Source organism: Burkholderia sp. PAMC 28687 (genome assembly GCF_001577465.1).
In the GTDB taxonomy this organism is placed as follows: domain Bacteria; phylum Pseudomonadota; class Gammaproteobacteria; order Burkholderiales; family Burkholderiaceae; genus Caballeronia.
Genome location: NZ_CP014506.1, coordinates 347,897 through 369,092 on the forward strand (window position 1 = coordinate 347,897; position 21,196 = coordinate 369,092).

General features: G+C 59.2%; 21 protein-coding genes. 3 read left to right on the forward strand and 18 right to left on the reverse strand.

What is annotated here, in order from left to right; all coding sequences use genetic code 11:
- Window positions 1-89: 89 nt before the first annotated feature.
- Window positions 90-980 (forward strand): LysR family transcriptional regulator, encoded by an 891-nt coding sequence (locus AX768_RS16945; protein WP_062001300.1) that lies wholly within the window; start codon window positions 90-92, stop codon window positions 978-980.
- Window positions 981-990: 10 nt separating this feature from the next.
- On the opposite strand, the gene AX768_RS16950 is transcribed toward AX768_RS16945, so the two are convergent.
- From AX768_RS16950 to AX768_RS16990, 9 genes are all read right to left on the reverse strand, one after another.
- Window positions 991-1,710 (reverse strand): DeoR family transcriptional regulator, encoded by a 720-nt coding sequence (locus AX768_RS16950; RefSeq protein ID WP_062001301.1) that lies wholly within the window; start codon window positions 1,708-1,710, stop codon window positions 991-993.
- 88 nt (window positions 1,711-1,798) lie between these two features.
- Entirely contained in the window at window positions 1,799-2,728 is a 930-nt protein-coding gene (gene mdcH / locus AX768_RS16955) for a malonate decarboxylase subunit epsilon (RefSeq protein WP_062002283.1), read from the reverse strand.
- Window positions 2,725-3,357: a malonate decarboxylase holo-ACP synthase gene (locus AX768_RS16960; RefSeq protein WP_231941498.1), complete on the reverse strand. Its 633-nt coding sequence runs from the start codon at window positions 3,355-3,357 to the stop codon at window positions 2,725-2,727. The genes mdcH and AX768_RS16960 overlap by 4 nt, the downstream gene beginning before the upstream one ends.
- Window positions 3,354-4,166 carry a biotin-independent malonate decarboxylase subunit gamma gene (gene mdcE / locus AX768_RS16965; RefSeq protein ID WP_086382145.1) on the reverse strand — a complete coding sequence of 271 codons (813 nt, stop codon included), beginning with the start codon at window positions 4,164-4,166 and terminating at the stop codon, window positions 3,354-3,356. Before mdcE ends, AX768_RS16960 begins: the two co-directional genes overlap by 4 nt.
- Window positions 4,163-5,008: a biotin-independent malonate decarboxylase subunit beta gene (locus tag AX768_RS16970; RefSeq protein WP_062001303.1), complete on the reverse strand. Its 846-nt coding sequence runs from the start codon at window positions 5,006-5,008 to the stop codon at window positions 4,163-4,165. Before AX768_RS16970 ends, mdcE begins: the two co-directional genes overlap by 4 nt.
- Entirely contained in the window at window positions 5,005-5,307 is a 303-nt protein-coding gene (locus AX768_RS16975) for a malonate decarboxylase subunit delta (RefSeq protein ID WP_062001304.1), read from the reverse strand. The genes AX768_RS16970 and AX768_RS16975 overlap by 4 nt, the downstream gene beginning before the upstream one ends.
- Window positions 5,308-5,323: 16 nt before the next feature.
- Window positions 5,324-6,181 carry a triphosphoribosyl-dephospho-CoA synthase gene (locus AX768_RS16980; protein WP_062001305.1) on the reverse strand — a complete coding sequence of 286 codons (858 nt, stop codon included), beginning with the start codon at window positions 6,179-6,181 and terminating at the stop codon, window positions 5,324-5,326.
- A 5-nt stretch (window positions 6,182-6,186) separates the two neighbouring features.
- Entirely contained in the window at window positions 6,187-7,875 is a 1,689-nt protein-coding gene (gene mdcA, locus AX768_RS16985) for a malonate decarboxylase subunit alpha (protein WP_062001306.1), read from the reverse strand.
- A gap of 37 nt (window positions 7,876-7,912) precedes the next feature.
- Entirely contained in the window at window positions 7,913-8,656 is a 744-nt protein-coding gene (locus AX768_RS16990; RefSeq protein WP_062001307.1) for a GntR family transcriptional regulator, read from the reverse strand.
- Between the two features lie 167 nt (window positions 8,657-8,823).
- Between AX768_RS16990 and AX768_RS16995 the strand changes: the two genes are divergently transcribed.
- The gene (locus AX768_RS16995; RefSeq protein WP_062001308.1) at window positions 8,824-10,131 is read left to right on the forward strand and encodes an MFS transporter; all 1,308 of its coding nucleotides are present in this window, start codon (window positions 8,824-8,826) and stop codon (window positions 10,129-10,131) included.
- A gap of 959 nt (window positions 10,132-11,090) precedes the next feature.
- Here AX768_RS16995 and speB read toward each other — a convergent pair.
- The 9 genes from speB to AX768_RS17040 form a co-directional block, all read right to left on the reverse strand.
- Window positions 11,091-12,029, reverse strand: a complete 939-nt coding sequence (gene speB, locus AX768_RS17000) for an agmatinase (RefSeq protein ID WP_062001309.1) — start codon at window positions 12,027-12,029, stop codon at window positions 11,091-11,093.
- Window positions 12,030-12,039: 10 nt separating this feature from the next.
- Complete coding sequence (locus tag AX768_RS17005) at window positions 12,040-12,561, reverse strand: helix-turn-helix domain-containing protein (RefSeq protein WP_062002285.1); 522 nt, start codon at window positions 12,559-12,561, stop codon at window positions 12,040-12,042.
- Between the two features lie 149 nt (window positions 12,562-12,710).
- Complete coding sequence (locus AX768_RS17010) at window positions 12,711-13,403, reverse strand: DUF1989 domain-containing protein (protein WP_062001310.1); 693 nt, start codon at window positions 13,401-13,403, stop codon at window positions 12,711-12,713.
- A gap of 25 nt (window positions 13,404-13,428) precedes the next feature.
- Complete coding sequence (locus AX768_RS17015) at window positions 13,429-14,679, reverse strand: M20 family metallo-hydrolase (RefSeq protein ID WP_062001311.1); 1,251 nt, start codon at window positions 14,677-14,679, stop codon at window positions 13,429-13,431.
- Window positions 14,676-15,479: an amino acid ABC transporter ATP-binding protein gene (locus AX768_RS17020; protein WP_062001312.1), complete on the reverse strand. Its 804-nt coding sequence runs from the start codon at window positions 15,477-15,479 to the stop codon at window positions 14,676-14,678. Before AX768_RS17020 ends, AX768_RS17015 begins: the two co-directional genes overlap by 4 nt.
- On the reverse strand, window positions 15,476-16,129 hold the full coding sequence (locus tag AX768_RS17025; RefSeq protein ID WP_062002286.1) for an amino acid ABC transporter permease: 654 nt from the start codon (window positions 16,127-16,129) through the stop codon (window positions 15,476-15,478). The genes AX768_RS17020 and AX768_RS17025 overlap by 4 nt, the downstream gene beginning before the upstream one ends.
- 5 nt (window positions 16,130-16,134) lie before the next feature.
- Complete coding sequence (locus AX768_RS17030) at window positions 16,135-16,797, reverse strand: amino acid ABC transporter permease (RefSeq protein ID WP_062001313.1); 663 nt, start codon at window positions 16,795-16,797, stop codon at window positions 16,135-16,137.
- Window positions 16,798-16,812: 15 nt separating this feature from the next.
- On the reverse strand, window positions 16,813-17,670 hold the full coding sequence (locus AX768_RS17035) for a transporter substrate-binding domain-containing protein (RefSeq protein ID WP_062001314.1): 858 nt from the start codon (window positions 17,668-17,670) through the stop codon (window positions 16,813-16,815).
- A gap of 1,008 nt (window positions 17,671-18,678) precedes the next feature.
- Window positions 18,679-19,137, reverse strand: coding sequence for a hypothetical protein (locus tag AX768_RS17040; RefSeq protein WP_155524268.1), 459 nt, complete (start codon window positions 19,135-19,137; stop codon window positions 18,679-18,681).
- Here AX768_RS17040 and AX768_RS17045 point away from each other — a divergent pair.
- On the forward strand, window positions 19,136-21,151 hold the full coding sequence (locus AX768_RS17045; protein WP_155524269.1) for a hypothetical protein: 2,016 nt from the start codon (window positions 19,136-19,138) through the stop codon (window positions 21,149-21,151). The genes AX768_RS17040 and AX768_RS17045 overlap by 2 nt on opposite strands.
- Window positions 21,152-21,196: the final 45 nt, after the last annotated feature.

Here is a 21,196-nt window from a genome sequence, read left to right on the forward strand (position 1 = left end):
CAGCATAATTCCCCTCGCGGCGAATGATAATCCGCATATTTTTCATAAGATCTATTCTCTGTTCGAATGGGTCAGTCGAAGGGAATGCAATGGACCGGTTTCACGAAGTGGATGCGTTTATCGCCGTGGTTGAAGCAGGCGGCTTTTCCGCGGCAGCCCGCAGGACCGGTGATTCGCAGTCGGCCGTCAGCAAGGCCGTTGGAGCGCTGGAGAAGCGTCTCGGCGTGATGCTGTTCAACCGCAGCACGCGCAGCGTCACGCTGACGGATCAAGGGCAGCGCTACTACGACCGGACGAAACCGCTGATTGAAGAGATGGATGAAGCCGACAGCGAGCTGAAAAGCAGCACGCTCAATGTCTCGGGAATGATCAGGATCGCGACGTCCTCGACCTTCGGACGCCTTCACATTCTTCCGCTCATACCTGAGTTGTTGGCGCTCAATCCCGGCCTTCAGGTCGATCTCGTTCTGTCGGACTTCGTGCGCGATATGGTGCAGGACCGGATCGACCTGGCGATCCGGGTAGGTCCCGTCGATGAACCTGATGCGGTTGTCCGGCGCGTGACCACGACGCCGCTCGTATGTGTCGGATCACGGCGCTACTTCGAGCAACGCGGGATACCGAAGACTCCTGCCGAACTCGTCGATCACAATTGCCTTTTATACGGCGGCCTGATCGAGTCGGCAAACTGGCCATTCGTCGGACCGGAAGGCCGGTTCAGCGTGGCCGTTCGCGGCAACCTTTCATCCAATAGTGTCGAAACGATCCGGTCCGGTGTGCTGGAAGGCGTTGGAATTGGCCTGTTCGCGAAAGTTTCTCTCGCCGATGAACTCGACCATCCGGACGTCATCACGATCCTGGAGGACTTCATTGGCGACGCCAGGGACGTCAGCCTCATCTGGCCAAAACGCCGGTTCGTACCGGCACGCGTGCGCCGCGCGACTGACTTTTTTGCGGCGGCGTTACTGCAGCGTATTTAATCCATGCCACTCACGCTTTCGGGCTCATTCCCTTCTCCGTGATCACGGAATCGAACTTGTCGAGTTGAGAGAACCGCAGTGCCTTGACTTTCCCCAGCTTGCTGGCATCGACGACAAGATGCCGTTCGACCGCGCTTTCCATCGCGGCCTGTTTGATCGCGACTTCATGGAAATTCCAGCACGTGACGCCACGCGTGTCGTCGACCCCACCCGCCGATATGAACGCCTTGTTGATTCCCATGCGTTTCAGCGTCTCGATGCTTTCATCGCTGGAAAATGAATCCGATGACGGCGCATACACGCCGCCCAGCAAGATCATCCGTACGTTGGCCTTGCGCCGCAAAATCTCGGCGACATTGAGCGAATAACACACGACCGTCAGATGCATGTCGGCGGGAATCAGCCGCGCGAGGGTGGTCAGCGTCGTCCCGCAATCGATGAAAACCGTCTCGCTGTCCACGAGCAAACGCGCGGCGACCGCAGACGCATCCGCCTTGGCCTGCGCGAAGTGATCCTTCTCTTCGTCGATGGTATAGCCTGATCCATTGGGCACGTCCGACGCGCGGACGATATAACCGCCGAGATAAGTGAATGTCCCCGGGCTCGACGAGATGTCGCGGCGAACCGTCATCTCCGATACATCGAGCAAGGTCGCGGCATCGCGAAGACGCATCACGCTCTGCTCGCGCAAAGCTTCGGCAAGGACACGCAGACGATCGTTTTTGGTCATTGAGAGAACGTGGGCGCGGTTGTGGTTGTTAGTTCTTGTTCTCCGGGTGAGACGATTATAACAAGCGCGCGTGTCGTGTCCGTTCACTTCAGTCTACGGCGCGCGCCTTGATCAGGGCCGCTGAGGTTGTCATCGGCCGCTGTTCGACAGCGACCTTTGCGATGCCCGGCAACGCTTCGTCGGCGAGTTGCGTGAGCGTGCGTCCCGGCGGCATCTCCACGAAAACTTGCGCGCCGAGTTCGCTCAGCACGACGGTCGAATCGTGCCATCGAACGGGGTAACGCAGGTTCGTCGCAAGGTCCAGGCGCACTGCATCGGCCTGACGCAACGGACGCGCTCCGCGATTGCCGATGTACGGAATCGACGGCGTCCTGAATTCGACCTTCGACGCAGCTTCGGTGAGTTCGCGGGCGGCATCGTCCAGAAGGACGCAGTGTGACGGCACGCTTACCGCGAGGCGCTCGGCTTTGCGCGCGCCTGCTTGCAGCGCTTGCTGCCGCACGAGGTCGAGATCGCCGTCGGCGCCGGCCACCACGATCTGCCGCGGCGCATTGAGATTCGCAATGAATGCCGCCTTTGCATTCGTACGGGCAATGACGGCGTCGACTTCGCGCTCGCTCAAGCCTGACACCGCGAGCATGCCGTAACCATGCGGATAAGCGCGTTCCATGAGTTGCGCGCGTAGTTGCAGGAGAAGCAGGGCGTCGTTGAAATCAATGGCGTCAGCCGCGACCGCCGCGCCATATGCGCCCACCGACAAGCCCGCGACCGCGTCGGGCACGATACCTTCTTCGCGCAACGCACGCGCGGTCGCCACGCCGGCGATAAACAAGCCGAGCTGCACGGCAACGGTGGATTTCAACGCGACTACGCTGTCGAGATCGAGAACGTTCATACGCAACACGTCCGACGCTTCTTCGAAAGTCGCGTCAATACGCGCGTGCGGCGAAGCACCGCCGAGCGTATGCAGGAAGCTCGTGAACTGCGAGCCCTGGCCGGGGAAAAGGAATGCGATCATGCGGCGCGACTCGTCTGCCACGGATCGGCGACGAGCCTCGGGCCATCGACGGATCGCAGCATCACGCGTGCGCCCGGATGAGCGAATTCGGCGAGCGAAAACACGCCATCGTGGGTTTCGATTTGAACGTCGATACGTATTGGTATTGCGAATTCGGAAGCGGCGGCCGACAGGTCGTCGAACAAGGTCTTTGCTGCGGAGCGATCGAGTGGGTCGGGCGCACGCATCAAAAGATCGAGATCGCTTTTGTCGGTCACTGTGGCGCAGTCGCTCGCCATCTCGAAGCCGACACTGCCCGTAGGTCCCCATGCAAGTCCGGACGACTCGCAGATCGGCGCTACGGCCTGGAGCAACTTGAACGCGGGTAAAGCGGCACGCGTTTCATGCGGCTTTCTTGATGTCAGCATTTCAGGCGTAAGCACGGCGTGAACATGTTGCATGTCCAGCCACGCGCCAAAACGTTCGCTGCGGACCGCGCCACGAATCCCGACCGCAACGCGTCCCTCCCGCTTTCGCGCACGACGAACTACCACGAACGGCGCGCGCTCGAGCGAAGCCGCGACCCACGCAGGCGCTTCCTTGAAAGCCGGTGCGTCCTGTCCAAGCCGCAACAAGTCGTGGGGATTCACGACGCGTTCCATTGCTCCGCCATGCGCTTGCGCACTTCTATCGACGCGGCGCGATTGCGTTTTGCGTCCGCCGACTGCAAGCGCGACGACAAATCGTTCGGACCTCGACGTGCATCGTCCACGGCGGCGACCAGCGAAGCCTTCACACGCTCGACGTCTTCACGCCCGGGCGTATCGGCATTGATCCCTTCGATGAGTTCATGCAACAGCCCGAGCTTCGCGTAGGAACTCATCTTGTAGGACATCGGCAACACGCGATCGCCGAGTTCATCGAGTCCTTCCACGCTGCGGCGCGTGACGCGGGCGGCCGCTTCCTTGCCCATTGCGTGCACGCTGATGCCGCTCGCGTCCAGCGCGACAATGCGGTTTGCCTGATAACCGTGCGCGAGAAACGCGCCGGACATGGCCGGGCCGACGATCAGCGCGATCACCGGATGCCCGGCGAGCCGGGCGCTTGCATAAGCGTCGACGCCTGCCGCGCACGCGAGATGCACGCCCAGCAGTTCTTCGCGACGTCCATACGCCTGGCTCTTGACGTCGACGATAGCAACGATCGGGCGCTTCACCTTTGCGTCGCGATCTGCGTCCAGCGCTTCGCGCACGGCACGCGCGAGCAACCATCCCTGTTCGAGTCCGACGACATTGTCCGTGGCGCGCGGAAAGCGGTTGGCAAGGTCCGGCACGACGGTGATGAAGCGCGCGGTTGTATCGCCGAGCGGGGCATCGGCGCTGCGGATCGGACCATCGTCATTCAGTTCACGCGATGTCAGCGCGTCGATCCAGATCTGTCCACGAGTAGCGCTCATCATGCGTCTCCTTGCCAAAGTGTCCGCAGAATGACGGGGTCGATCGACGATGGATCGATGCGCGAAAGCCGTTCGAGTTGTTTATCGACTTGCTCCGTCCGATGACTCTTCGGCACGCCGCGTTTGAACATGTCGAGTACGGCGGTCAGGACCTGATCCGTATCGTCTTCAACGAGTGTATCGACCAGGCCGACCGCTGCGCGTTCCTCGCCGCCGATCATCGACCAAATGAGCTTGCGGTCGCGTGAATCGAGCTCTTCAACGCCCGCTTCCTGTTCGATCACTTCCGGTCCGTTCATGCCGAGCCGCGCCTGGCGCGTCATCACGAGATAACTGCACAAGGCCGCAGCCAGGGACATTCCGCCGAAGCATCCCACCATCCCGCCAATCACGCCGACCACCGGCACGTATCGGCGTAACGCGATGATTGCGGCCTGGATCTCCGCGATCACGGCCAGCCCGAGATTTGCTTCCTGCAGCCTCACGCCACCCGTTTCAAACAGGATCACTGGACGTATCGTGCGACCTGCTTCGAACTCGCGCAGCGCAAATTCAAGCGATGCCGCGATCTTCGCGCCCGACACTTCCCCAATGCTCCCGCCTTGAAACGCAGGTTCGATCGCCGCGATCACAGCCGGCTCGCCGCCAAGCGTTCCGCGTGCGATCACCGCGCCATCGTCCGATTGGCAGACCACGTTTTGCATGGCGAGCCACGGCGACTCGAGCCGGTCGAAGGGTCCGAGCAACTCGCGGAACGTACCCGGATCGAGCAACGCGCGAGCGCGCTCACGCGCCGTCAATTCAATAAAACTATGCTGCGCGATAAAGCTGTCGTGAGCATTCATGACGCTTCTCCTTCGCTGGCTTCAACCGCCTCGGCGAGCCTTAACATCACGACGCCCGGCGTCGCGCCGAAGTCATTCAACTCGATTTTTGCGGCGCCGTCGTATCGCGAGAAAAACCGGTCGAGCACGCTTTTCCAGACGGTTTCGTATCCATCGACGCTCGTGCGGATCACCACTTCCGCGTGATCTGTCTCCGATGGCGACAGCAGTATTTCCAGATCTCCCGAGCCCACGACGCCCACATGTGCGCGTTGCGGCACGGGGCGTGTGGCGGGGTATTCGTAGCGCAGGTTTTCCATGGCGGATCTCTCAGCGTCAGCCGACGCAGGGCAGGGTATCGAGGAAGAGCGTCGCGGCGAGCAGGTCCGCTGCGCCTCCGGGCGACGCGTTCAATTCCATTAACTTTCGATCTAGACGCAAGAGGGCGGCAAACCCTTCGGATTGCGATGCGCCGCCTGCTTGCAATACTTCACGCGCGCCGGATTGTGCGGCTTCCAAAGCCACGCGGCCACCGCGATGCAGAAGACAGGTGTCATCGAGCGTGGCGATGATCGCAAGCAACGCGTCAAGGCGCGCCTCGTTTTCGGACGCCCCTCTTGCGCGAGCTTCACGCAACGCCGGCAAGCCGACTTCGAGCACGTGAGGAAAACCCTCGGCCGCCTGACCACGCGCACCGGCGACGCCGAACTTCTGGACGATGCGAGCGCCGTGTGTTTGTGCCACCGCTTGAGGTGCAAATCGATCCTCGAATCGCGAGATCGCGGCGGCTTGAGAACACACCGTTGTCAAAGCGCCGGACGGACTCATCGCAGCTCCGGCAAGCAGCAAGCCGACAATCCATATTGCACCCCGATGCGCATTGCTGCCGCCGGTCGCACGCATCATCGCAACTTCGCCTTCCCGGCCGATGCGCGCAAGCTGCTCGCGCAAGCGTTGCGAAGGTCGCGTGTTTGATGACGCACGAGCCAGAGCGAGAAATGTTGGCTGCAGTGCGCGTGCGGAACGCAGCATGATATCGAGGTCGAGATCGCGATGCGCACCGCTGCCGCGCCGATCCACCAAGGCAGGTTTCGGCGTGAGGCACGCTTCCTCGATCAACGCGTTCATCGCGCAATCGGCGAGCGCCAATGGATCGCAAACAAAGTCTTTGAGAACAGCCTGAGCGCAAGGCATGGCGCTTACCAGCCGCGAAATTTTGCGGGCGGTTGATACAAACCGCCGGACCACGCAACCAGGTCATCGATACTGCGCGCCGCAAGCAACGATCGCTTCGCTTCCCCGCGTCGAATGCCGAGGTCTTCCGGATACGCGACCACGCCGCGCCGGCGCAGTTCTGCGGTCTTCGCAGGATCGGCACGCATGCCGATAGGCGTCACGCCCGCGACCGCGCGCAACGCCGCGCGACGCTCTTCAACGCCCTCCGCCGCGTGCAGATACGCGATGCCCTCTTCGGTGACGACATGGCTGACGTCGTCGCCGTAGATCATCACCGGGGCGATCGGCATGTTGCTTTGCTTGCCGACGGCGATGGCATCGAGCGCATCGACGATGGTCGGCTCGCCGCCTTTCTTGAAAGTCTCGGCGGTTTGCACCACGAGTTTGTGGCCGCGGCTGATGGCGCTATTCGGCCCATCGTTTTTCATCAACGATAACCACGCTTCACTCGAATGGCGGCGTCCGCGCGGATCATGTCCCATGTTCGGCGCGCCACCAAAACCGGCGAGACGTCCGAGCGTCACCGTGGATGAATTTGCATCGGCGTCCATCTGCAACGTCGAGCCTATGAACAGGTCAACGCCATATTGGCCCGCGAGCTGGCAGAGCACGCGGTTGGAACGCAGGCTGCCGTCGCGTCCTGTGAAGAACACGTCCGAACGCGCTTCAATATAGTCTTCCATGCCCACTTCGCTGCCGAAGCAATGCACGCTTTCGACCCAGCCGCTTTCTATGGCCGGAATCAGCGTGGGATGCGGATTGAGCGCCCAGTGCGTGCAGATCTTGCCCTTGAGGCCATGCGCCGCGCCATACGTAGGCAAGAGCAGTTCGATGGCGGCGGTATCGAAGCCAATGCCGTGATTGAGCGCCCGCACGCCATAACGCTCGTAGATGCCGCGTATGGTCATCATCGCCATGAGGATCTGCAACTCGCCGATATGACGCGGATCGCGCGTGAACAGCGGCTCGACCGCGAATGGCCGGTCCGCCTGCACGACAACGTCGACCCATGAGCCGGGGATATCGACACGCGGGAGTTCGTCGACGATCTCGTTCACCTGCGCCACCACGATGCCATGACGGAACGCCGTCGCTTCAACGATGGTCGGCGTGTCCTCGGTATTCGGGCCCGTGTAGAGATTGCCGTGCCGGTCGGCTTGCACCGCGCAGACGAGCGCCACTTGCGGCGTCAGGTCGATGAACATCCGCGCATACAGTTCTATATAGGTATAGATCGCGCCGATCTCGAGCTGCCCGTCTTCGAGCAGTTGCGCCACACGCAGGCTCTGCGGTCCGGCGAACGAGAAGTCCACCTTGCGCGCAATCCCGCGTTCGAACAACGTCAGGTGTTCAGGCCGGCTGATACTCGATATCAGCAGATGCACGTCATGCACGCGCGAAGGATCGAGCTTCGCAAACGCACGCGAGAGAAAATCTGCCTGTTTCTGGTTGTTGCCTTCGAGCGCGACACGATCGCCGGATTGAATCAGCGTTTCCAGCGCATCGACAATGCGTTCGGACTTCAGCACGCCGTTGTCGAGCCAGCCTTCGATTGCTTTTAGTCGCCGCGCCTTTTCCAGCGCCCGCGTGTTCCATTGGCGCGGTGCCGGAGCGGTATCGGTATTGGTATCGGCTTGTGCGGGAGGATTCATGCGATGGCCTCGGTGTCTGTCTCTCGAAGATCGGCGCTTACGCGGACTTCGAAGCGGTGGAAGAGCGGCGGCGTTTCTTCGGTTGCGAGGCTTGTGCCTGCATTTGCGCGTCGTGGAGGAAACGATAAACCAGTTCGCCCGTTGCAAGCAGATGACGCGCGACAAGCGTTTGCGCCGCCTCGGTATCGTGGGCGTGCAGCGCCTGGAGAATGGCTTCATGCTCCGCGTCGGACTGGCCCTTGAACGTCGGCATGCCGAACTTGAGACGCAGATAACGCTCGCCGCGCCTATGCATGGTGCCGATCAGTTCCATCAAGTGCGGACGTTCGGCCGGCGCATACAAGCTCATATGAAACTGTTCGTTGCGCACTACATATAGCGCCGGATCACGCTCGTTCGCAGCAGCTTCAAGCAATTCGCGTGCTTCTGCAAGGGTTGCTTCCGTATGACGTTCAATCGCGATGCCAACGGCCAGGCTCTCCAGCGATGCACGAATCTCGTAGATCTCGCGCGCTTCGTCAGGAGATTGAAGGCTGACCGACGCCCCCCGGTTCTGTTCGATCGTTACCCAGCCTTCGCTGTCCAGTTGCCGGAACGCTTCGCGCACCGGGATGGCGCTCACCGAAAACTGCCTGGCGATGGCGTCCTGCCGCAGAGGTTCGCCCGGCAACAACGTACCTTCGACGATGGCCGAGCGCAACGCGTCCGCAATGTATCGCGACGTGCTTTGGCGCGGCTCGAACTGCGCCTCGCGAAATGCCGGGTTCAACTCGTTTTTCATACGCTTTATTCACCGAAGCTAGGTACAAGTGCGGAGTGGTTATCCGCGCAATTTCAAATATTATATATCAAATTGCACCTTTAAGGCTTTTGAGCAGGACCCGGTGCTTACCCGCAGACGCCCGATCATCCTTGCCGCGCGCGTCGCTTTTAACCAGGAAGACATTCATGCCACGCACGTTGGAACCAACGATAGCCGCCGGCCGGCGCACGCGCACGCCGCTCAACCGGACGCAGATAGTGGGCTTCTGGGGCGCATGGGCGGGCTGGACGCTCGACGGAATGGACTCGTTCATCTATGCGCTGGTGCTGGCGCCGGCGCTTACCGAACTGTTGCCCCGTTCCGGTTATGCGGCCACGCCAGCGAACGTGGGCCTTGCCGGGTCGATCCTGTTTGCGCTCTTTTTGGTTGGATGGGGGCTGTCGTTCATCTGGGGACCGCTCGCCGACCGGTTCGGGCGCACCAAGGTTTTGGCCGCGACCATCTTCACGTTTGCAATTTTCACCGGGCTTGCGGCGACATCGCATACGGTCTGGGAGTTGGGGATTTATCGATTCCTGGCGGGCGTGGGTATTGGCGGGGAGTGGGCGTTGGCCGGTACATATGTGGCCGAGGCGTGGCCCGAAGATCGCCGCAAGATGGGCGCCGGGTATCTGCAGACCGGGTACTACGCTGGATTCTTTATTGCGGCGGCGCTGAACTACACCATCGGGGCGACGTTTGGATGGCGCGCGATGTTCCTGGTCGGTGTGGTGCCGGTAGTTGTGTCGATCGTCGTGTTGCTGCGCGTGAAGGAAACGGACAAGTGGCAGAAGGTTGAAGCAACGGTTGTCAAGCAGGCCAGTTCGTTGCGGTCCATTTTCTCTGCGCAGTACAGACAGCGGACGATTGTTGCGACCGTGTTGCTGACGGTCGCGATCATCGGCTTGTGGGCGGGTGCGGTTTATGAACCTTCGGCCGTGATCCAGCTTGCGACGAAGGCCGGCATGACGAAGCCGGAAGCGTCGCGGATGGCATCGATTGCTACGGGCTTGTTGTCTATCGGTACGATTGTCGGGTGTCTTGCGTTGCCGCCGATGGCCGAGAAGATCGGGCGCAGGATGACGCTGGCGGTGTATTTCGTTGGCATGGCTGCGTCGATTGTGCTCGCGTTTGGCTGGGCGTTTTATCTCGAGAACGGGCTCGTGCCGTTTATTGCGTTGCTGGTCGTGCTGGGATTTTTTGGCGGGAACTTTGCGCTCTTCAGTCTTTGGTTGCCGGAGCAGTTTGAGACTCGCGTGCGTGCGACGGCGTTTGCGTTTTGTACATCGATAGGGCGGTTTTTTGGGGCAATCGTGAATTTTGGCATCGGCGCGATGGTGCTGCATATGAAGACTCTCGGCGTGCCGATTGCACTGACTGCCATTGCGTTTGTGGTCGGGTTGGCGGTGATTCCGTTTGCTCCTGAAACGAAGGGGCAGGATTTACCGCACTAGGGCGCTGGCGCTCGGGAAAGTGTTCGTTGCGGTCGGGGTTGATGCCGGGTTGTTGCTGTTTGAGCTTGCTCGCGTTCTGTTCTAGCTGACTTTTTTAGCACTATTAGCCACTGTCCGTGGCGGGACTTCATTTCTTTTTCTAACGGCGAAAAAGAAACGAAGCAAAGAAAACGCCTCCCAACCGAGGGCAAATAAGTGTCCCGAGCGTGCAGTGACAACTGTTTGGTACTTCAGAAGAACGCTCGACGCCATAACCACGAACACTTGAACCCCTCCCCCTCCGTCAACAGATACCCACACGCTTCGCCACTAGTAACTGTGGCAGTCAATACGGAAACCTGACCAACGCATAACAACTGGTTGAGCCGTAACGGCTCTACAGCATGCTCAACTTGCCCGAATTTCGCCAGTGGTCCTAGGCAAACACGGGGAAAACGGAACCAGAACAGCCAACTCTTACGTTCGGGCGCCAGCGCGCGCAGCGCGGAGGCCTAATTGACGGATTCCCACACTGGTGGCGAAGCGTGTGGGTATCGGTGTTCGGAGGGGGAGGGTTTCAACTGTTGGTGGTTATGGCGTCGAGCGTTCTTCTGAAGTACCAAACAGTTGTCAGTGCACGCTCGGGACACTTAAGAATTAGCGGTTGAGAGGCGTTTTCTTTGCTTCGTTTCTTTTTCGCCGTTGGAAAAAGAAATGAAGTGCCGCCACGCACAGTGGCTAATAGTGCAAAAGAAGTCAGCTAGAACAGAACGCGCGGTAGTTCAAACAGCAGCAACCCGGCATCAACCCTGACCGCAACGAACACTGTCCCGAGCGCCAGCGCACAACGCGTGAAATGGAGTGCCGCCACGCACAGTGGCTAATAGTGATAAAGAGAACAGCCAGAATATAACGCGCACAGGCCCAAATAGCAGCAACCCACCAACAACCCCGACCACAAAAAAACCGGCCGCCCAACCTCACCCAAACCTCCGCGCCAGCAAACAAAGAATCTCATACATGAGCGTAGCGGCAACAAGTGCCGTGTTACCGCTCGGGTCGTAGGGTGGCGAAACCTCCACCACATCCCCGCCGATCCAGTTAAGCCCGTCCAGCCCGCGCAGCAGCCCCAACGTTTCCCGCGTCGTCAGACCGCCAATCTCCGGTGTACCCGTCCCTGGCGTATAGACCGGATCAAGACCATCGACATCGAGTGAAAGATACGCCGGACCATCGCCTATCACCTTGCGCGCTTCCCCGATGATCGCATTCACCCCACGTTCGTCGAACTCTTCAATAAACACCACCCGCATCCCGCTTTCCAGCGAATACCGCCAGCCTTCATCGGAATTCTGCGCGCCGCGAATGCCGATCTGGATCGTACGTTTCGGATCCAGCAGGCCCGCTTCGACCGCGCGGCGAAACGGCGCACCGTGCGTGAATTTCGATCCCTTGAAGCTGTCCCACGTGTCGGTATGGGCATCGATATGCACCATGCCGATAGGCGCCTTCGGCGCCATGGCCTGGAAGATCGGATACGTGATCGAGTGATCGCCGCCTGCGCTCAACGCAATCTTGCCAGCGGCGAACACAGGCTCGAAAAAGCGCCGGATGTCTTCATGCGAGCGTTCAAGATGAAACAGATCGGTGAACGGCACATCGCCGATATCGCCAACGCGGCAAACATCGAAGGGATTGAAACGCGATACATGATGGATCGCACGCGTCATGCTCGACATGTTGCGGATCTCGCGCGGACCGAAACGCGCGCCCGGACGGGCTGTGACGCCACCGTCGAACGGAATGCCGGCGAGCACGATATCGAGTTCATCGATATTCGTGCAATACGGCACCCGCATGAACGTTGGAATGCCGCTGAAACGCGGAAGCGCCATCTGGCTTCGATCGGTGCCGGGCATGAATGTCTCGTCAGAAAGTAGGCGGTGTATTGGTCCACAGCACGCGTGTCACCGTCTTGCCCGGATTGCGGTAGCTATGCGGCACGGTGCTGGGAAAGTAGAAGGTGTCACCTGCGTGCAGCACATGACATTCGTCGCCAAGTGTCAGTTCGAACTCGCCCTCGATGACATAACCGAGCTCTTCGCCCGCGTGGCTGATCTGTTCGTCGCTGCTTGCAAGCGGTTCGATCACGTGTATATCGCTTTGCAACAACTGTCCGGCAGCGGGCACGATCACGCGTTCAAGCATGATCGAAAGCCGCTTGCCGGCCGACGGAAACTCGGTCGTCGGCCGCTCGTTCGCGCGCTGTACGGGCGACGTGTTGATGTCGGGCCCCGATACAAGCGCGCCCACATTGGTCGACAAGGCCAGCGCAATCTTGTGCAGCGTCGCGAGCGATGGCTGCGCGTGACCGCCTTCCAGTTTGGACAACATGCTTTCCGAGCAGCCGGCCTGCTCCGCGAGCGCTTTCAGGGTCAGTTGCTTGACCATCCGTGCGTGTTTGAGACGCACGCCGAGTGCCGCCGCCGGATCGGGCTGAACCTCGACAGGCTTGCTTGCGCGCGGGTGTGCGCTGGCCGATTTTCGTGCTGCGGGGATTTTTGTGGCCACCAGGAAGGCTCTTCTAAAAGTTTGAGGGTCTACGTCAGCACCGTGAATTCGACTTCCAGCGGATTGAGCGCGTTGATGGGAATAATATCCTGCGGACACGCCGACATCACCACGACGCAATCCATCACTGCCTTGATGTCCACATGGTCGCCTGCCTTCGATACCGGCGCCAGCCACTCAATGGAATAGTCCGGCTTGATCGGAATGTTCATCCACAGGTTGAACGGTTGCGGTACTTCTCGCGCGCGCAGTCCGATGGCTTTCAACGCCATGCGCATGTTGTCGGCGCAGTTGTCGTGATAGCCATGCACGCCGAGATTCTTGTATCGATACAAATCGCAGGCCGCCATCAGCGTGTCGTGAACACCGGGCGATGTGTCGGCGACGAGCTCTGCAATCGGCCGGCGATGGTTGGTCATCAGCGGATCGCCGGCTTGCGGAATGACTTTATCAAGCGATGCGCGCGCGTGTTCGAACGAAAGGAATTCGTCGAGGTGATTCGCGTTGAAGATCCACGTATCGCAGACCTGCGCGCCGTGCGTGTTGGTGATGCGAATCGTCTGACCCGCCTTCACGCGAACCGCGCGGCCATTGCGCGCCGGCACGGTATAGGTCTTGCCGATCTCCGGCATGCCATCGGCGGAAATGGGTTCGCGCAGCGTGGCGTTCTCGCCGAGTTCGTGGCTGTTGTCGTGATGATGTTCAACGTGCGGCGTGCTCATGGTGACTCCTTAAGTCGTATCAGTTTCAGGGTGCTTCGTTGCAGAGCTGGACCAGGCAGTGCGCGAGCGCGCGCGTGCCCAGAACGAGGTGATCGTCGTCGGTGGCTTCGAGCGGGTTATGGCTGATGCCGCCGCGACTTGGGACGAAGAGCATCGCGGTCGGGCAATGCTTCTCCAGATACATGGCGTCGTGGAACGCGCCGGATGTGATGTTCATCGGCGGTGATGAGAGTGCGTTGCATGCCTCTGCGACGCGACGGATGACCGAGGGCGCAAACACGACCGGTGGATGCGTGAACAACGCTTCGCGCGTAGCGCCATGACGTTCGATGCAGGCGCTCAGCCGGGTATCGAACGCATCGAGCACGGACGCGTCTGGATGACGGAAGTCCACCGTGAACGTGACGTCCGATGCAATCGTGTTGATGGAGTTGGGCAACACGGTCCATCGGCCGAAGGTGATGCGGGTATCGACGCCGCCGAGCTGGTGTGCAAGCGCCGATATCTCCGCGCGCACGGCGACCGCGAGCGTCATGGCGTCATGGCGCGCGTGCATGGGTGTGGTGCCGGCGTGCGCAGCCGCGCCCTTGCAGTGCACCGCGTACCAGCGCACGCCCTGGATGCCGGTGACTACACCAAGAGGAATATCGGCGAGTTCGAGCAGCGGGCCTTGTTCGATGTGCAGTTCAACGAACGCATGCGCATTCTCTTGCACGGCACGTGTTTCGATCGCAGGAAACGCGTCACGATGCGCCGCGAGCGCAGCAGCGAGCGTGATGCCGTTGCCGTCTTTCGCTTGTCCGTAGTGTTGGAGCAAGGCTGGATCGACGAACGCACTCGACCCCATCGCGCCGGGTTGGAACCGCGTGCCTTCTTCGTTGGTCCATGCAACGACTTCGAACGGGCGGCGCGTCCGGATGTTGGCATCGTTCAATGCAGCAAGACATTCGAAGCCTGCGAGCACGCCATAACATCCGTCGAGTTTGCCGCCGGTGGGTTGAGTATCGATATGGCTGCCCGTCATGACCGGCGGCAGATCTTGCAGACCTTCGCGACGGAAAAAGAGGTTTGCGCAGGCATCGGTGCGCACGGTGCAGCCGAGTGCGATTGCACGCTCGACCAGGTGGCGGCGCGCTTCAATGTCGATTGTCGAAAGCGCCGGCCTGTCCACACCTCCATCATCACGCGCGCCGAAGCGCGCAAGTGTCTGGATGGATTCAAGAAGGCGCGTTGCGTTGATGCTGCATGCGGTTTTGAGCGCGTCGTCCTGAATCATTCAAGCCCCGCGACGGAAGTCAGGCTGCGATCGAACCAGGGCTTCAGGAACTGCTGCAAGCGCGGTGTGCGCGTGTTGCCGAAGAGTTGCTCGGGCGGCCCCGCTTCCACGATCTTTCCGGCCTCCATGAACACCACTTGATCCGAAATCTTTGCGGCGAAGCTCATCTCGTGGGTGACCATCACCATCGTCATGCCGTCTTGCGCAAGAGAGCGGATGACGCTCAGCACTTCTTCCACGAGTTCGGGGTCGAGTGCGGACGTGGGTTCATCGAGCAACATGACTTCGGGTTCGATGGCCAACGCACGCGCAATTCCCACGCGTTGTTGCTGTCCGCCGCTCAACGACGCCGGATACGCATGCGCCTTTTCGACCAGACCGACGCGCTTGAGCGCTGCAAGCGCCTGCTTGTACGCATCGCCCTTATCTGCCTTTTTCGATAACACCAGTGGCGCAGCCACGTTGCCGAGCACGGTCATATGCGGCCACAGGTTGAACTGCTGAAATACCATCGAAACTGGCCGTCGCACGTCCGCAATGCTCTTCTCGCTATCGCGGTCACGTTCGGCACGGCCTGCTGATCGATAACCAAGCAACTGGCCTTTGATCCAGACCTCGCCTTCATCGTAGGCTTCGAGGAAGTTCATGCAGCGCAACGCCGTCGTCTTGCCGGAACCCGACGGTCCAATGAGCGAAACGATCTCTCCACGCTGCACGGTCAGATCGATGCCCTTGAGCACGCGATTGGCGCCATACGATTTACCCACAGCGCGAAGTTCGAGAATGGGAAGTGAGCTCATGACGTTTTACGCGATGGAGCGATGAGCACCGACGCCCATTTGAAGGCAACGGCGACGCATTGCGTGAGAAGCCAGTAGCAGATGATCAACATCGCGTATGGACCGATGTACGTATAGGTGGACGAGACAATGTCGCTTGCAGTCATGGTCAACTCGGGCACCGTGATGATCGATGCAACCGCGCTTTCCTTGATGACGAGATTGGTCTGGTTCGCAAGCAACGGCATGACGAACGCAATGGCTTGAGGCAGTTCGATGCTTCGAAACACTGACCATCGGTCGATGCCAAATGCGCGCGCCGCTTCCATATGCCCACTTGGAATGCTGGCCCAGCCTGCTCGAAAAATCTCCGCGAAATAGGCGGCGGAATAAATCGCAAGCGAGACGATGGTCGCCTGCACGGCGGTCATCGTGACGCCTATGACGGGCAGCCCAAAGTAGACGATCACCAGTTGCGAAAGGTACGGCGTCCCGCGAACGAGCCATATATAGATGCGATACAGCGCGCCGAGCAACCGCGGAAATCGAAGGCGCAACGCGTTCAGGACAAAGCCGCCCAAAGCACCAATGAAGGCCGCGACTACGCTGACTTCGAGCGTAACGAGGATGGCATCGGCAAAGCGAGGGATGAGAAAGAGAAAACTGTTCATGTCGGTCACGCCCGCCGCGCCATGCGCCGTTCGATACCTCGTCCAGCGAGGGAAAGCATCGACGTGATCGCAAGATAAAAGCACGCAGCGAGCGTGTAGACCTCGAGCGGCCGATAACTGAACGAAGACAGTTGCTGCCCGACGCGCATCAGGTCGGTCACGGCAATCACCGACACCACTGCGGACGCCTTGACGATATCGATCATCTCCGAGACCAGCGCCGGCAGGGTCAACGCAACCACTTGCGGGATCTCGATGTGCCACAGGGTCTGGCACCGCGTGAGGTTGAACGTCTTTGCGGCCTCGATCTGCCCGCGTGGAATCGCGGTAAATCCCGTGCCGAGAATCTGCGATTGATAAGCCGCCGTGTTCATCGATAACCCGATAGCCGCCGCGACCACCCCTGGAATCGCCCAACCGAGACCGGAGGGCAGGTAATAGAACACCAGCAGTTGTGCGAGGACGGGCGTACCGCGAAAGACGCTGACATACACGCGTGCAGCCGTTGACAAGGTCCGGCTTTCGCTCGCCGACATCATGTAGATGAAGATGCCCGCGAAGAAGCCGCACGCCACTGCAATGGCCGAAAGCCACAACGTGGTGATCGCGCCGTCCAGTAATTGCGGCAGATAACTTGCGCAACGCGCAAGGAGATCGGGAGGGTTCATATAGATGAACGTTGCTTACATCGACGGTTCGGGAACGGCGTCCGAAGGAACATCCATAGTCGTGCCGAACCACTTCATCTGCAGCGCTTTCATGGTGCCGTCCTTGTTCGCACGCGCGATCCCATCACTGAAAAGCTTCAGCAGTGCGGCGCTGTCTGCGTCCTTGCGCGCGACCCACGCAAAGTAGCTCTTCGGTCCAATGCTCTGCGGCAGCACCGTGAACACGCCCGGACGTGACTTCAACAAGGGCCCGAGGTTCGCGACCGACTGCGCGACCGCATCGAGACGGCCGACGGCCAGGTCCGCATATGCTTCATCGAACGCGACGTATTGCTTGATCTGCTTGATGCCGGGACCGCCAGCGGCTTTCAGGTTTTTGTCGAGCGCCATGAGTGCCTGCAACTGGGCCGAACCCGTCTGCGAGCCGACGATCTTCCCGTTCAGGTCGTTCGGCGATTTGATGGACGCTTCGTTCGAACGCACGAGCACGCCGGCGGTGGCATCGGCGACAGGTAACGTGAAAGCAAAGTGACTCGCACGGTCCTTGTTCACGGTGACGGCGGTGATGACCATGTCGAAGCGCTTGGCGTCGAGGCCGGGCAACAGGCCCTGGAAGGGCAGGTCGAGTTGCTTGAGTTTTACATCGGGCAGCGACTTTAATACGTATTGCAGTAGGTCGGCGTCGTAGCCCACGATCTTGCCGTTTTCAATGGATTCGAACGGCGCGTAGCGCGCTTCCGTGCCGACCGTGATCTCCTTGTTTGCCTTTACGCGGGCGAGCAGATCGCTGCCCTGTGCAAAACCGGGTACTGATGCAATCAGCGCAAATGCGCCGGTCATCGACAGGACAAACGTTCGAAATGGCTTATGCATGATGCTCCCGTGCGGCCGCGCCGCAATGATAGGTTAGTGAATTTTGTTCAAGTAACTTGAATGAAATTCACTATGCATGAAGCATGCCATGACATGGACGCTGGATTGGCCGTACACGAGAGTTGCAACCTTGCACCGAAGTGGGATGCAAACGCGTTGACGGCACCGATACAGTGCTTGCTATGCACAACGCGGTCTTCAGGGCACAAGTTCGCTTGAAACCGGTCTGTGCTATTGCGCACAACTTTTTGTGGACGATGCCCAACAAGCACCTTCGCCGCTACCTTCCTGCCTAATCACTCTCCCGGGCAATTTGAACTGTCTGAACTATTCAAACTGACTGCGACCGGTAGTTACTTAAGACAAAACGCCGAGCTTTTCCAGATAAGGCTTAAGCAGCCATCAAGCTGTCGTTTTCCGCCATCGCTGATCGCGCTTGTTGCTTGCTTCGGTCTTTGCGACCCTTAATTTTAATTAATGTGATGAATAAGCTTGTAATCTAGATCTCACAAAATGTCACACTCTTGCGTTCGAGTAATCAATTCGATACGTTTAGAATCCCGGCGCAAAGGGGTTATATCGGCTTGTTAATCCGGATGGGCTATCACGGTGCACTTGGAAAGCTATTGCTGTCATTGCCGAATCTTATATGGCCTCGGAAACTGCATGATTGGATAGTGCGCAATAGCTGATCTGATTCGTGCATATCATGCAATGAATCGTGATATCGATCTGATTGAGCAATATTTACGGTCGATTGAATGTAACGAAATATGTTTTTCATTGTTTGAACAAACACTTATGGTTTAGTAGCGTATCGAGGACTATCAGTTTCCAAGTTGATCACTCTGTTCATGCGGGCGTGAGTTCAGTTGAATTTGAATTGAATTTTGACCACTTATTGCGTGGAGGTAGAGCCTATGCCGAAGTTAACCGTCTTTGAGACGACACATCAATACAGCCGCCCGCTTTGGTTTAATTCATCTGACAAATAAGTTGAATTGCAGATTAACACTGTTTGATTGCGTTAATCGCGTTTACCGCTGTCCGCAGCATGCAAGTGTTCGTTTCCGCGGAAATCACGCTTCTTCTGAAGACGTCAAGCCTCATCGACTTTTTTCGTGAGGTTTCTAATCTTTTCCGCAACTCATAAAAAATGATAAAACTCAATAAGGCATTGTTAATCTGTTTCGCATCGAGCGCTGTGTTGAGCGCTTGCGGCGGTGGCGATAGTTCCGATACCGCAGCAGCAACAAGCAGTACTGCAGCAGCGGCCGTAGCCAGCGCAACGCCCGATTCGGCGAGTACCGCAACCGTCAATGACAGCAGCGTCGCTGCCGCTGCGCGCAGGCGCAAACCCTCGACTTCCGTGCCAGCGACGTCCACGACAGCGCCGGCCACGACGACCGCGACCACGCCTCCGGCGACCACGACGCCCACGACTCCCGTCGCAGGTGCGGTGGTCATGCCGTTGGAGGTGATGGGCGCGGGCAGCGGCGTTGTTGTGACGACCACCCTCGCCGTTCCGGCGGGCGCGTCAGCGAATACGCTGACCATGCAGGTCAACAATCTCTCCTACGACGCCAAGGGTTCGGTCCAGATCAACGGCGGCAAGTGGATCGATCTGACGAATGCAAACGTGACTGTGCTGGGCAACGCGAAATTGTATGGCGGCATTGGCGGCGGTTACGACACCATCAAGATGAACGTACCCGTGACGGGCGCAATCAACGGAAACAACACGATCAGTTTCCGCTTCAATACCACCGATGGCGTGAGCTCGGGTTATCGCGTGTTGTCGTTCAATTTGCTCGATGCGTCGGGCAATGCGCTGATTGCCAGCAGCAATTTCACGCAAGACGATCCGACTAAATGGACTGCGCCGCTTGCGAACACAGCCGATATCTCCGCGGGTCAGAAGTTGTGGCAAACCGCGACGCTGATCGATTCGCCGGTCAATTCGGGTCACCAGCTCAAGGCGCATTGCATGGACTGCCACAGCGCGAGCGGCAACGATTTGTTCAAGTTCAATTACTCGAACAACTCGATCGTGGTTCGAAGCGAATATCACGGCTTGTCGCAGAACCAGGGTATGCAGATTGCCAGTTATATCCGTAGTCTTGCGAGCACGAATCCCACGCCGGGTCCGAAGTGCCGTCCATGGAATCCGCCGTATCAGCCGGGTCCCGGTCTGGATAGCGCGCCGGTAAGCGACTGGACATGCGGCGCCGGTATTGATGCTGTATCGGAAAATGATCTGGATACGCTTGCCGCGATTTTCCCGAGCGGCGTCAATAAAGCAGCGATATCGACGAAGGGGCATATCAATATCCGCGAAATTCCAATCGGCTTCCAACTGCCCGACTGGAATCACTGGGTGCCCCGCATTCATCCGAAGGACGCGTGGGGTGATTACTTCACGAACAGCAATCTGAACAAGGAATACGCGGGCGAAGGCACGGGCACGGCGACCTACAATATGCGAGCCCAGCTTGCCAATGGCGGCACTAGCTACGCGCAGGGAAAGACCGGCGATATCTTCGGCAACCTTTATTACTGGGGTGTGGAATTCGGCGAACGGTTTACGCCGCCCAACGAAGGCGTGAACGGCAGCTACACGATTGCGCAGCAGAAGAACCTGTACGGTACGGCGCAGTGGCAACTGATGAAGTCGTGGGAACTTGCCCAGGACTTTTCGCTGGAAACCAACTGTCCGGCGGCATGGGTCAACACACAGAACGCGCCCAAGGCCGAGACGCGCGGCTGGTGCGGATACTGGCGCTTCGTCTTCAACGTGTCGCCGCATATCCAGGGTTTCCCAGCCGACAACAGCATGTTCGGCAGCCCCGTCGCGCATTACGTGAAGGCCAACCAGTGGTATTACCTGCAGATCCTGTTGAACCCGGGCTCGGGCGCGCATAACGTCCACATGCCGACCGACTGGCAATATGCATACGGACTGCTCAACAACCTGTATCAGGCCAGTGGCAGACCGGAGCCGATCCGCAACTTCCTCTACGTGCTGAAGGGCGCGCAGGAAATGGATAACGGTGTGGGCGTGACCGATGTCCAACGCGGCTGGACCATTCGCGACAGCAGTCCGCTGGACGTCTGGAACGGCGGGCAGACCGGCGTCTGGAAAGGCACGAGTCCTGCGACGGAGCAGGCGGTCGTGAACGCGTTCCTGTCGAACTGGATGGACACCACGACCAGCTTCAACATCAATTCGTGGCAGCGTGAAGGTCAGGCCAATGCGGTATCCGGCGAGACCACCTGCTTCTGGAGCATGCGAAGCCTGTGCGCGATCGACTATGTTCACGGGACGGTGTCGGGCGGAACCGTCGAGAACTTCCCGACGTGGACGTGGAACCAGATTCCGCAGATGCAGGCTGACGGGATCGACAAGACCCAGGTGAATCGTTTGTCGACGTGGTTGAACACTGCTTATCCGAGCGGCAACTATCTGAGCCTGATCAAGTAAGCGGCAAGTAGTAATCAAGTGCATGAGAGAACGCGAGGCCTCGGA

Coding starts and splice junctions, on each gene's coding strand:
- AX768_RS16945 (WP_062001300.1), top strand. CDS start 90: ATGGACCGGTTTCACGAAGTGGATGCGTTTATCGCCGTGGTTGAAGCA.
- AX768_RS16950 (WP_062001301.1), bottom strand. CDS start 1,710: ATGACCAAAAACGATCGTCTGCGTGTCCTTGCCGAAGCTTTGCGCGAG.
- mdcH (WP_062002283.1), bottom strand. CDS start 2,728: ATGATCGCATTCCTTTTCCCCGGCCAGGGCTCGCAGTTCACGAGCTTC.
- mdcE (WP_086382145.1), bottom strand. CDS start 4,166: ATGATGAGCGCTACTCGTGGACAGATCTGGATCGACGCGCTGACATCG.
- AX768_RS16970 (WP_062001303.1), bottom strand. CDS start 5,008: ATGAATGCTCACGACAGCTTTATCGCGCAGCATAGTTTTATTGAATTG.
- AX768_RS16975 (WP_062001304.1), bottom strand. CDS start 5,307: ATGGAAAACCTGCGCTACGAATACCCCGCCACACGCCCCGTGCCGCAA.
- AX768_RS16980 (WP_062001305.1), bottom strand. CDS start 6,181: ATGCCTTGCGCTCAGGCTGTTCTCAAAGACTTTGTTTGCGATCCATTG.
- mdcA (WP_062001306.1), bottom strand. CDS start 7,875: ATGAATCCTCCCGCACAAGCCGATACCAATACCGATACCGCTCCGGCA.
- AX768_RS16990 (WP_062001307.1), bottom strand. CDS start 8,656: ATGAAAAACGAGTTGAACCCGGCATTTCGCGAGGCGCAGTTCGAGCCG.
- AX768_RS16995 (WP_062001308.1), top strand. CDS start 8,824: ATGCCACGCACGTTGGAACCAACGATAGCCGCCGGCCGGCGCACGCGC.
- speB (WP_062001309.1), bottom strand. CDS start 12,029: ATGCCCGGCACCGATCGAAGCCAGATGGCGCTTCCGCGTTTCAGCGGC.
- AX768_RS17005 (WP_062002285.1), bottom strand. CDS start 12,561: ATGGTCAAGCAACTGACCCTGAAAGCGCTCGCGGAGCAGGCCGGCTGC.
- AX768_RS17010 (WP_062001310.1), bottom strand. CDS start 13,403: ATGAGCACGCCGCACGTTGAACATCATCACGACAACAGCCACGAACTC.
- AX768_RS17015 (WP_062001311.1), bottom strand. CDS start 14,679: ATGATTCAGGACGACGCGCTCAAAACCGCATGCAGCATCAACGCAACG.
- AX768_RS17020 (WP_062001312.1), bottom strand. CDS start 15,479: ATGAGCTCACTTCCCATTCTCGAACTTCGCGCTGTGGGTAAATCGTAT.
- AX768_RS17025 (WP_062002286.1), bottom strand. CDS start 16,129: ATGAACAGTTTTCTCTTTCTCATCCCTCGCTTTGCCGATGCCATCCTC.
- AX768_RS17030 (WP_062001313.1), bottom strand. CDS start 16,797: ATGAACCCTCCCGATCTCCTTGCGCGTTGCGCAAGTTATCTGCCGCAA.
- AX768_RS17035 (WP_062001314.1), bottom strand. CDS start 17,670: ATGCATAAGCCATTTCGAACGTTTGTCCTGTCGATGACCGGCGCATTT.
- AX768_RS17045 (WP_155524269.1), top strand. CDS start 19,136: ATGCCGTTGGAGGTGATGGGCGCGGGCAGCGGCGTTGTTGTGACGACC.
- AX768_RS17040 (WP_155524268.1), bottom strand. CDS start 19,137: ATGACCACCGCACCTGCGACGGGAGTCGTGGGCGTCGTGGTCGCCGGA.